Origin of the sequence: Thiomicrospira microaerophila (assembly GCF_000934765.1) — a bacterium.
GTDB lineage: Bacteria > Pseudomonadota > Gammaproteobacteria > Thiomicrospirales > Thiomicrospiraceae > Thiomicrospira > Thiomicrospira microaerophila.
On record NZ_JYNN01000067.1, the window covers coordinates 1 to 9,226 of the forward strand.

Below are 9,226 nucleotides of genomic sequence, written 5' to 3' on the forward strand. Positions count from 1 at the left end.
GACAGAAAATCGCTCAATTATGCTAAAAATCACGTATTTTAAGGCAAAAAAGCCCGTTTTGGGCCAACTAGCGATTATTTGCCCGACAGGCTCCTAGGATGCGTTAAAAAAACTTGAAACACAACTAAAGGTAGATTTTGCAAAAGCCACGGGAATGACACTTTTAAAGGTCGCGTTGGAAGATCTCAAATTAAACTTTTATCAGGCAGAGGAGTTTATCACCACTGTCAACTTGCTCATTGATATAGGTAACATAACGGGTATTTGGGATCTGTGTTTCATATCTAGTGTTTCTGTTCCATTCCGTGAAGAGAATCCGTTTGCAGACATAAACGAGTGGAAAAGAGCCATTAGAATGGAGTCGGCTTTATCGTTAATAGATCAATGTTACCTCGCAAATAAAGACGATCGTTCATTTGTTAACACCATGGTCGTGATCAGTGTAATGCGAGACAGTTTTGTGTTATCCGAAAAGCTCTTGAATTTAGTGTTGGCTAAACTAAACCAGCCAGACTTGCTCTCAAGAGCCGGTGAACAGTTATTTGTGCGTATCACGGATACAGTAATGCCGGAGCGGGATGTTTTCATTTCACCTCTTACAGAGTTTTATTTAAGGCGATATTATTGCCTTTCCAATCAGCAAGGATTGCCATTTGAACTCTCAAATAATCTTGGCGACTCGGGTTTTTATGAGCGGATTAATAAATCTAAACATACATTAAAACTAGAGAGCTTTAAAAGCTGGAAGCATTCGATTGTAAATTATCTAAAATTAGAAGGTCGATTACCCGGTTTAATGATTGCCTATTTCAGTGGTGAATTTGAAAGTCATCCACTCAAGCAAAATGCCTTTAACAGAGTGCTAAAGATTGAAAATTCACAGCCAGTGCCAGTTGATCAAACCAGCTTAGGCTTTTCACCGCAAAACTTTGCCTTCAACAAGCGTCTTGCACGATCATTTCTCTGGTCATCATTACGGAAATGTTTAGATGTCCATCATATTCCACATAAAAAGGCCTATGAGGTCCACAAAGGCATACAACAAGAAATTCAAACCATCATTGATCACCAAGCGATTAGTCCAGTGGAAGCCCATATTGCACACTACGCACAATACTTGGTTGATAAGCAGCCGATTGGGCAAAGACGGTTTAGAGGACCTATTCGTAAAGCATTGTCGCCATCCGTTACCTTAACTCAAATAGATGCATTTGGTCTGCCTTTAATTGCGGTCACCAATGGGCAGGATATTACTAAAGTAGGCACCCATCAACGACAAGCCGTTTATCTGGATATGCTAGATCTGGATGGTATAGACCGCGCGCGCGTACTTTATTACCTTAAGTTTTTTGAAGATTGGTTGGTTAAAGAGTTTGGATTGGACGAGTTGTTTGATTATGATGAATTGTTTGGTGATGTTAAACGCCCCACCTTCAAAGTGGATGCAAATATTCTAACGTTTGAAGAATATCAAAAAGCGCTAGATCGACTGCTTGAGGCCTCTAATTCTGAAGTGAACTCTGATAAAGCATTTGCATTATTTCAGGCGGCACTGTTGTTGATAATGGGGTTTAAGCTAGACCTCCGACGCTCAGAAGGATTACATCTTCGGAGAAATGATTACTTTTATGATGACCGTCAGCCTGATTTATTTATTCGACCTCATGAAGATAGGACATTAAAAACATGCAATGCAAAACGTCTTTACCATCTCGAAGAGCATTTGGATGAACGTGAGATATCGCTTTTTAGTACTTACCTTGAAAGCTGCACAACGGAGTATGGTCGCCCGCCTAAAAACTTTTTTGCAAAATCGGTTTCGACCATTCAGCCACCTCACAAACTCATCCCGGTACTGATGGATGTACTCCACTATGCTACAAAAGACCAGAGTGTGAAATATCACAATCTTCGTCATTCAAAAGCATCATGGGAAATGTTGGCTATATTAAATGCACAGTTTGACTTGAAAATTGATCAGCAGTTTTTTCAGCATTTACCAATAACGGCTAAGTTTTTAAAAGAAGCACGCTCACGTTGGCTGCAAATTGTTCATAACGCTTGCGGGGTTCACAAGGCACATTATTATCTTAAGAGTATTATGGGCCATGGTGCGTTTACCACGACATTAAAAAACTATATTCATACTTTGGATATTGCCGGCGCGGGGTTTCAGCGAAAAAAAGCAACGGAAATTATGACAGTTAAATGGGCGGTTAGCATGGGGTTGCCCAGTAAAAGTACCTTGTATAGAAAAATGCCAGATTCTGAAACGGTCATTAATACGCTACTTGATAGCGTTATCCCTTGGGCTCAGCTCGTAAAGCAAACAGAGTCATCGCCGGAGTTAATGGAGCCCGAGTCTTCATTGGTGCCGGACATATCTCACAAGATCGACTCTTTCTCGCTTGTGCCTGAACAAGAACTCGAAAAGCTCAAACCCTATTGCCTGTTTAAGCTTTCACTCACCCTAAGCCAGGACGATACGCATCGTTATCTATCTGCCCTGGATTTGGAAGCGGGTGAGTTTGATTCGGTGATTTGTCACTTTAAAGATCATGCAAAATATAGAATGAAGCCACTCGTTCAAGATGCATCGAAACAACGGTTGCTTCAACGATTGCATGATTTGCCAGAAGGATGGTTAGATGCAATCTTGGAGGAGACTTTTTTTCACGATGAAAACTACAGAACCGAGCGACAACTTATTCACACCTTTGTCGAACGATTATCAGTAAAGCTTGGTAAGGCCGAGCCAGATCAATCGCCTCGAGTAGAGTCGTTTGATTTATTGTGCCACCACTTTAATCAAGTGCCGCCCATCCTTCAACTTATCAACCTATTGCAAGTCGGCCACAGTTTTAAATTTCAAGCGCCGACATCACAAAAAATTACACTCGATGATTGGCGTCGAGCCTTGGATATGGATAGTGTTGCACTACCGGATAGCTGCATTCAAAAAACTACAGTACTCAATCCAAACGGACGACTCATCATCAAATTAGAACGAAATAATAAAACGCGCTCAAAAGATCTAGAAGCCTATTTTTTATTGATTATGCTTCACAGCTACCAAACCTTTTTATCCCATTCATCTTCATAAAAGTTTTTTATTCAAAAGTATAAAAAACTTCAGTGCAAAAACCGCCGTTCTAAATTTTGATTCCCCCTTTATAGCCTGTACACCTTTTTAATCAACGTGGAGTATGGCTATGAAGAAAATAATTGAACTCAAACTAGACCCAGTCAGTCGTCGTATCATCAAGAGCTATTTGCTGATTTTGTTGCTGGTGGGGCTGATGCTGCTGGCACGGCCTTTTTGGTTGCACTTAGAAGAACGTTCTAAACAGTCTTTGGGCTTTCAGCAACTATCGGTTTCGGACTCCGGCCTTTGGCGGAATGACGAGGGAGCGGGGGCTGTAATAGCGTAGCCCGCACTTTTGATTGCACTCTCAAAACGGCGGTACCGGCTCAATCTGCTCCGCGAAATTGGTTTTAGCCGTCCAACGTTTTTGACCGTTATAAATCACCAACGCAAACACTGGCGGATTTACTTCTTTTTCGTTAGCGTGCCTGGGGTGTAGCCAAATTTTCGCTTGAATGCCGTGATGAAGTGATTAACGTGAGAGTAACCCAATCGTGCGGATAAGGTTTTCATCGCGATGGGTTCTGTTTGTAGCAAAAAATGCGCTTGGGTCAGTCGATAATCGGTAATGAATTTAAAGATAGACGCCCCATACTCCTCGATGAAGGACTCATTCATGCACTTTGCCGACAGACCGAATTGCTGGGAGAGGTCGGTTAGGGTAGGTAGCCGACCTTCAAGTTCTATAAGGTAAGCGTGCAAATCACGAATCCGTTTCCGGTGGGTGTGTTTATTTTTAGCCGTATTGTCTTGTTTACTAATCTGCACCAGTCTTGCAAGATAGTCGAGCACGCGGCCTTGGGCTTGAAGCTTACGCGCCGGGCCGCTGAACTCTTTAGACATGGCCGCCAGTAATGGCACATTAACATGTTGTGGAATCGAGTGCACAGCGGTGGGTTGCTTGTCGTCTAATTTTAGGTAACGCAAAAACATATCCGCCGTTTCAGCCCCTAGTAGATCATCTACTAGCTTCATGGGCATCACAACAGACTTCATTTCAGAGCGCATTCCCCCTTCAAGCAAAACGGATATATCCCATGAGTTATAAAGTCGGAATGCATCACGTCCTGGTGTGACAATAAGTTCTTTCGCGGATTGGTTCCTGCCATGCCAATATTCACGAACACAACACAGCCCCGTTATCCAAGTTTGAGCACTAAAAACAGGCTGTTCGCTAGCGTGTGTCAAATCGAATAGATGCACTAATTGACCTTGTGTTGAAGGTTCAAGCTCATGTACAGCATTAAATAAAACAATCCCATCATGCAAGTTAAGGGAATCGACCCAAGCCTTTCCAGTGCCTTCAGGCAAGACATAGGGTAAGCGGTCGATGTCATATTCCATCTCGGACGTTAGTGATTCCGGTACAGAGTATAGCCAGTCAAATGAATAGTTTTTAAATTCGGTAGATGTTTTCATTGTTCGAATTATACACATAATTTTTTTAAAAAAACGAAGACGAAAGGTATTCGTAGAATAAAATCAGTTTGGCGTAGAAGGGATTGGAGCACAGCCTAGTTTGAGGCGTTATTATTAAATTGCGTTTTTGACTGCGTTTTTTAACTTGAATATTTTATTAAATATCCAGTCTAAAAATACGCTAAATCGAGATTGGCGCAAATGGATAGCTGAGGTTTTATTTGAGTCCTTTGTCATAGCTATTATTAAAATTCCCATACGTTTTGCATTGGGAAAAAAGTAGCAAGTTTAATAACTAATGTTTGGAGCCCTAAGTATGTTAGATAGCGAATTCTTCGAGATAAGTAAAGACAGTGAATTGGATGTATATGCTCAAGGGGTTCAAAATCGCTTAGTGCATATTGATGGCTTAGAGAACATGGATAATGTTAAATTGCTTGCACCTACTCACATCGATACAACCTTCAGCTTAAATCCAATACCCCTCCCATTAATCTCAGACTATTCACCACAACCGACAACGATCCAACATCAGGCTCCCCTTAGGTTCTTTGCCAGTTTAGATATCGCCAATTTAGATGCCATAAGCGCGGGCGAAGTCTCAACCTCAGAACAACCCAACCAAAACCAACAAACCGAAGAAGAGGAGGATGATAAGCTGCTGGGTTTGCTTGTGGGGGACTTATTGGGTGTTGGATTGGTCGGGTTTAGCGGGCTTAGCTTTCAGCATTTTGCAAATAAAAATAATTCAGCAACGGCGATAATGCCAGAACCACAGCCAGAACCACAGCCAGAACCAGAACCACAGCCAGAACCAAAGCCAGAACCAGAACCAGAACCAGAACCAGAACCACAGCCAGAGCCCCCCGTCGTACCCAAGCAAACGGTCAAGGGGGTGGTCATTGGCGGCCCTGTTGTGGATGACCATGACCTATATGTCATGTTGCAAGACAGTAATGGAAGAGATTTGATTGATGAGCGTGTAAAGCTGGACCAACATGGTCAGTTTAGCATTGAAATTCAATATGAAGGTGTCGTGGTTGCCAGAATAATTAATGATGGCGATCAGGGGGATTATCTTGATGAAGCCACAGGACTTCCTAAGGATCTTGACTACGATCTCTATGCCGCTGGCGTCGTAAACCAAGTGCAGAATACTCTAGCTCTCAACATTACCATGCTCTCCACACTCGCTTATGAAAAAGTAAAAGAGCTTGCGGGTGAGGATCAAGCGTTTGATGCACAGCTGGTTGAATCAACCAACAATGCCATTGCGCAAGTGTTTAACCTCACCAGCCTGCACAATGTAAGAGTCGCACCGACTATTCAAAAGCAATCCGCGATTGATGACGAGGTATTCAATGCGTTCGCAAAAGAAAGTGTGATTTCTGAATCAGACAAGTACGGCGTCGTGCTTGCTGCGCTATCGGGTTTAGATCAAAAGAACAGCGCAACCCCTGAAGCCCCAGCGGATGATGCCGTCGGTGGACGCAAAACCTTAGATGATCTTAAGTCGAAAATAACGCTGACACCCCAGCGTGATGCGGAAGTAGATAGATTAAATACGGTGAATGTAGAGGTACAAAAAGAAGCATTATCTGCGGCACTTAACCAGGGTGCGAACGAAGCAGTGTGGTCGGTTACCAGTGCGATCCAAAGCGCGCAAAATCAAGCGCCTAGCGTTAAGATAGATTTAGCCAAAATGGTTAAACAAGTCATTGTCATCAGAGAAACGATAGAGGTTCCCGCTCAAGCGCCTGTGCCACCCATAACGCCTGTGCCGACCGAACCAACAGAACCAACAGAACCAATTGAACCGCCAGCGCAGCAAGAAAATGAAGAATTTAAATTCTACTTCATTAACCCAGCAGACGATCCCATCACCTTAGACAACATTGAAACAACGTCATTTACCAACCGCTTTGACGCGCGAGATTCTGATAACACGGCATCGATCCTATATTTTGATTTGCAAAGCGATGCGGCACAGCTCAACGAAGTTTTTTCGATTACCGCACCCCAAGCCCGCAGTATATTTCTGAGTGGCACCTTAGATAATCAACAAGGTGACGCTGTTGTGATTAATATTTTGGGTACCAGTGACCTCACAGCCGATATACGCGCCATGACCATCAACACAGTCGGCATAAATCAACCCGAGGATGGAGTGGATAACCGCACGCTCATTTTTAACTTTAGTGATTCAAAAGATACCCTCGTGCTGAGTTCAGCCACGGATTTGACAGGGATTGATCGCATCGTCGTGATCAATGGCAAGGTTGAATTCACTAACGCGAAAATCCCAGATATCAAATCGATCGAAACCGATCCGGACATGGATCAGCTTTCACAGCTTCTCGCGTTAGCGATCGGTGGGCAGATTGAAACGCAACCTCCCGTGATGAGTTACCAAGAACCCATGCCCGAGATCAACTATATCTCAGAACCATCTAGCTCGGTATTGCCCGTATGAAAACCGACAACCCTATTACAAACCCAAACAAAACAAATCATTTAGAAACTATGGAGATAATCATGTTAGATAATCAAACAACACAAAACCTAAACACGATAGACACCGAAGGCCTCACTTCAAGCAATGTAACCGATATGGTGATCCCTGCTGCGCATGTCCACTCGGCCTCAGAAGACATCGCATTCCAAGCATCAACCCAGCAACCGAAACTCAAACCGAAGAAAGAGCAAGTGGCAGCGATTGAGCCAGTTGAGCAAGGGGTACAAGTTGAAGACACCTTGCCACAACCACCACTTGTTGCACAAATAGAAACTCAAGCGCCAGAAGGCTTACAGCAAACCGCCCAACTCGAAAACACAAAAGGTCAATGGCTAGAAGACGCCGGCCTGCTAAATAGCGCCGCCTTGCTGGGTGTGGGCTTATTAGGCGGAGGCACCTATGCGCTTAGCCAAAACAGCAAAAGCGCATCAGAATCCACACCGACTGAGGAGCATGCTTCAGCGACACCAGCCCCCGCGCTTACGCCAACGGAAAAGCGTGCTTCAACGGAACCAGCGCCCGCGCCTACGCCAACTAAAGAGACTGCTTCAGCGGAACCAGCGCCTGCGCTAACCAAAGAGATTGCTTCATCAGAACCAGTACCCGCGCCTCCGCTAACTGAGCCTCCTGTTGTGTCAGTATATGAGGCCATAGGTGAAACAACGCACATTCAATCCGACGAAGAGAACATTCAGCTTGTTCTTTCAGACAGCGCAGCGGTTCAAAACAGTTTTGTGCTCAGTGCGCCAAACGCAAAAACCATTACCGTAACCGGAACGCTCGGGCTGCTTGAAAATGACGAATTGGTATTTAAAATTGAAGATGTTACCCAGTTTGAGCGCGATGAACGCACGATAACGCTCGATACCTCGGCTTTAGCGGCCGATACGCTCACCAACAGAAAACTAATTTTTGATTTTGAAGACGAAGCCGATCATGTTCTACTCACCGCCGAATCGAATCTTGGCGGATTTAACTACATCGAAGTCAAAAACGGAACGGTAGACATGCAGCAAGTGGACACAACCCACATTGTATCCATAGAAGTCAACTCCGGTATCGTGCTCACGTTGCAACAGTTTAAAAACCTCAACACCCTTGCCAGTACCACGGGTAAAGGGGAGCTCACCCTTGCGCTGAGCAATGATGCTCAGCTGGTCGAATTCAAAACCTATCTCGAAAGTCTCACCCCTAATCAATTGGTGTTGATCGGTTTTGGCAAAGATGAACCCGGGTTTATCAACATCACCGTTGCAGGCCAGCCAAGTTCACAAGCACAAGAGATGATTGAAGCACTGCACAGTTACTCAATGCCATCGATTCCAACGCTCAATGCCAAAATTCAAAGCCTAATGGATGACATTGCAAATCAACAGTCCAGTCTAAATGGCAATGCAAGCAATATTGCAAAACTTATTAACGACAGTGCCGATGGCAACGCCGCCACCACCAACTCGATTGCGGGCATAAAAGCCCTGCTCGATACCATTACCTCAAACGTAGATGGCGACTTAAGCGGATTGGTCAGCCAAATCGGCGCACCGGCGACAGCCGAACAAGGTGCAACCGGAATATATTTTAGTATTGAAACCGCTGTCGAAGCGGCGCTCACGCAAGTAAATAACCAAATCAATGACCTGCAAACCCAGATCACAGCCAATGCCACAAGCAGCGATACAAACGCCACAAGCATTGCAACCCTGATCGATAACAGCACGGATGACGCTGCGGCCACCACCGACTCGATTGCCGGGTTAAAAGTCGCGTTAACCGCACTACAAGGCACCGTCGGAAGCAATGACACAGCGCAAGCTGATGCACTAGACGCCCTAGAGGCAGCGCTTGACCAAGCGATAGAGGATGCGGCATCGCAACTACAAACCGCCATCAATAACCTGCAAACCCAGATCACAACCAATGCCACAAGCAGCGCCACAAGCATTGCAACCCTGATCGATAACAGCACGGATGACGATGCGGCCACCACCGACTCGATTGCCGGATTAAAAGCCGCGTTAACCGCACTGCAAAGCACCGTCGGAAGCAATGACACAGCGCAAGCTGGCGCACTAGACGCCCTAGAGGCTGCGCTTGACCAAGCGATAGACGATGCGGCATCGCAACTACAAACCGCCATCAATAACCTG

Annotated in this window: 4 protein-coding genes and 1 pseudogene; 4 read left to right on the forward strand and 1 reads right to left on the reverse strand. The window is 44.8% G+C overall.

The annotated features are described in order from the left end of the window. The first annotated feature begins 154 nt into the window (after positions 1-154). Both NA59_RS11900 and NA59_RS11905 read left to right on the forward strand, forming a co-directional pair. On the forward strand, positions 155-3,103 hold the full coding sequence (locus NA59_RS11900; RefSeq protein ID WP_157792621.1) for a hypothetical protein: 2,949 nt from the start codon (positions 155-157) through the stop codon (positions 3,101-3,103). A gap of 109 nt (positions 3,104-3,212) precedes the next feature. After that, entirely contained in the window at positions 3,213-3,431 is a 219-nt protein-coding gene (locus tag NA59_RS11905) for a hypothetical protein (RefSeq protein ID WP_044413031.1), read from the forward strand. A 119-nt stretch (positions 3,432-3,550) separates the two neighbouring features. Here NA59_RS11905 and NA59_RS11910 read toward each other — a convergent pair whose 3' ends face one another. Then, positions 3,551-4,564: a helix-turn-helix transcriptional regulator gene (locus NA59_RS11910; RefSeq protein WP_157792622.1), complete on the reverse strand. Its 1,014-nt coding sequence runs from the start codon at positions 4,562-4,564 to the stop codon at positions 3,551-3,553. Between the two features lie 316 nt (positions 4,565-4,880). On the opposite strand from NA59_RS11910, the gene NA59_RS11915 reads away from it, so the two are divergent. Then, positions 4,881-7,037: a hypothetical protein gene (locus NA59_RS11915; RefSeq protein ID WP_044413037.1), complete on the forward strand. Its 2,157-nt coding sequence runs from the start codon at positions 4,881-4,883 to the stop codon at positions 7,035-7,037. A gap of 62 nt (positions 7,038-7,099) precedes the next feature. After that, positions 7,100-9,226: pseudogene (locus NA59_RS11920) on the forward strand (hypothetical protein); the annotation flags it as partial.